At 66.5% G+C, this 1,702-nt stretch carries 2 protein-coding genes; both read right to left on the bottom strand.

Annotation, left to right across the window (positions count from 1 at the left end):
• Positions 1-34: 34 nt before the first annotated feature.
• Positions 35-1,093, bottom strand: a complete 1,059-nt coding sequence (locus tag ACIBK6_RS42465; RefSeq protein ID WP_399058848.1) for an IS3 family transposase — start codon at positions 1,091-1,093, stop codon at positions 35-37.
• A 122-nt stretch (positions 1,094-1,215) separates the two neighbouring features.
• Complete coding sequence (locus ACIBK6_RS42460) at positions 1,216-1,623, bottom strand: transposase (protein WP_399058846.1); 408 nt, start codon at positions 1,621-1,623, stop codon at positions 1,216-1,218.
• Positions 1,624-1,702: the final 79 nt, after the last annotated feature.

The raw sequence follows: 1,702 nt of genomic DNA, 5'->3' as shown, positions 1-1,702 counted from the left end.
AACCTGTCAACGTGATCAAGGCAGGTGAAGTGTTCTATCGCTGTGTCGGGATCGTTTGGTCGTCGGGTCTGTGCTCGTCGGGCTTGTTGATCCAGGCGGCCGCCGGGAGCTTCGGGGGTTCGGGGGCCTTGCGGACGAAGCGTTCGGGATGCTTCTCGTAGACACTGGCGAGGATGTCGGCGCGCATCTCGCGCAGCTGCCCGGCGAGGCCGAAGTGCACGTCGAATGGGGTGTGCATGGCTATCCCGGAGTGGCGGTGCTCCAGGTTGTACCAGTCGAAGAACCGCTCGCACCACGTTTTGGCGTCCTCGATGCAGCCGAACCGGTCGGGGAAGTCATGCCGGTATTTGAGGGTCTTGTACTGGCTCTCCGAGTAGGGGTTGTCGTTGCTCGTTTTCGGGCGCGAGTGCGACTTGGTGACGCCGAGGTTGCTCATCATCTGGGCGACGTTCTCGGCGACCATGGGTGATCCGCGGTCGGAGTGCATCGTCAACTGCCCGTGTTCCACTTCGTACTTGGCGATCGTGGAGGAGAGGAACTGCTCGGCCAGTTCCTTGTTCTCCGAGGTGGCGAGCATCCAGCCGGCGGTGTAGCGGCTGTAGACGTCGATGATCGTGTAGAGGCAGTAGTAGCTGCCCTTGACCGGCCCCTTCAGTTTGGTGATGTCCCACGACCACACCCGGTTCGGGGCCTCGGCGACGAGTTCGGGTTTCTTGCGCGGCGGGTGGGTGGCCTGTCGGCGCCGTTCGCGGACCTCGCTGTGCCGGCGCAGGATCCGGTACATCGTCGACTCCGAGCACAGGTAGATGCCCCGGTCCAGCAGGACCGCGTAGATCTCGCCCGGTGCCATGTCGACGAACTCTTCCGAGCGGAGCACCTCCAAGACCCGCGCCTCCTCCGCCGGAACGAGCGCGCGCGGGTGGCGTCGCCGCTCCCGCCGGGGTGGACGGGCAGGCGGCGGGGACTTGCGGTGATGGCGGTAGTAGGTGGCCCTGCTCACCCCGAGCGCGGTGCACGCCTTGACCCGGCCGACCACGTCCGCGAGGTCGTCCAGAGCCTGGGCGCGGGCGTCCTCGAAGACGGTGCCCGCCATCGGATCCAGCCCCGCCACAGCCGTGTCCGTGTCCGTGTCCGTGTCCGTGTCCGTGTCCGTGTCCGTGTCCGTGTCCGTGTCCGTGTCCGTGTCCGTGTCCGTGTCCGTGTCCGTCGGGATGGTCACGTGCTCTCGCCGTTCTTCATCACGCTGTCCGTGGCGAGTTGGTCGAGCAGCGCGGAGAGTTTTCCCTGCACCTCGATGACGGTGCGGGCCTTGCCCAGCTCGGTCTCCAGCCGGGCGTTCTCGGCCTTGAGCCGGGCGATCTCCTTGTCCCGCGGGTCGGCCTTCGGCCGGCCCGCCGGCGCGGCGAGCGCCGACTTCGCCCCCCGGTCCCGTCGCTCCCGCCAGTTCGTGAGCAGTGACGAGTACAGGCCCTCGCGGCGGAGCAGGGCTCCCTTGCCCTGCCGGTCGAGCGTCTCGTACTCGGCCAGGATCCTCGCCTTGTACTCCGCCGAGTACCGGCGTGGTCCGGTCGAACGGGGTTCTACCTGCGGATCAGGGGTCCCGTGGTCGTTGGTGCTGGCCACCTGGGGCACTACTCCTTCTCCGCCCTCGACTCAATGAATCATCCAGTATGCCTGACTTGACACACTTTGACAGAGAGGG

It is taken from the genome of Streptomyces sp. NPDC050485, from assembly GCF_044458185.1.
Taxonomy (GTDB): domain Bacteria; phylum Actinomycetota; class Actinomycetes; order Streptomycetales; family Streptomycetaceae; genus Streptomyces.
This window is presented reverse-complemented; position numbering and strand designations above follow the sequence as displayed.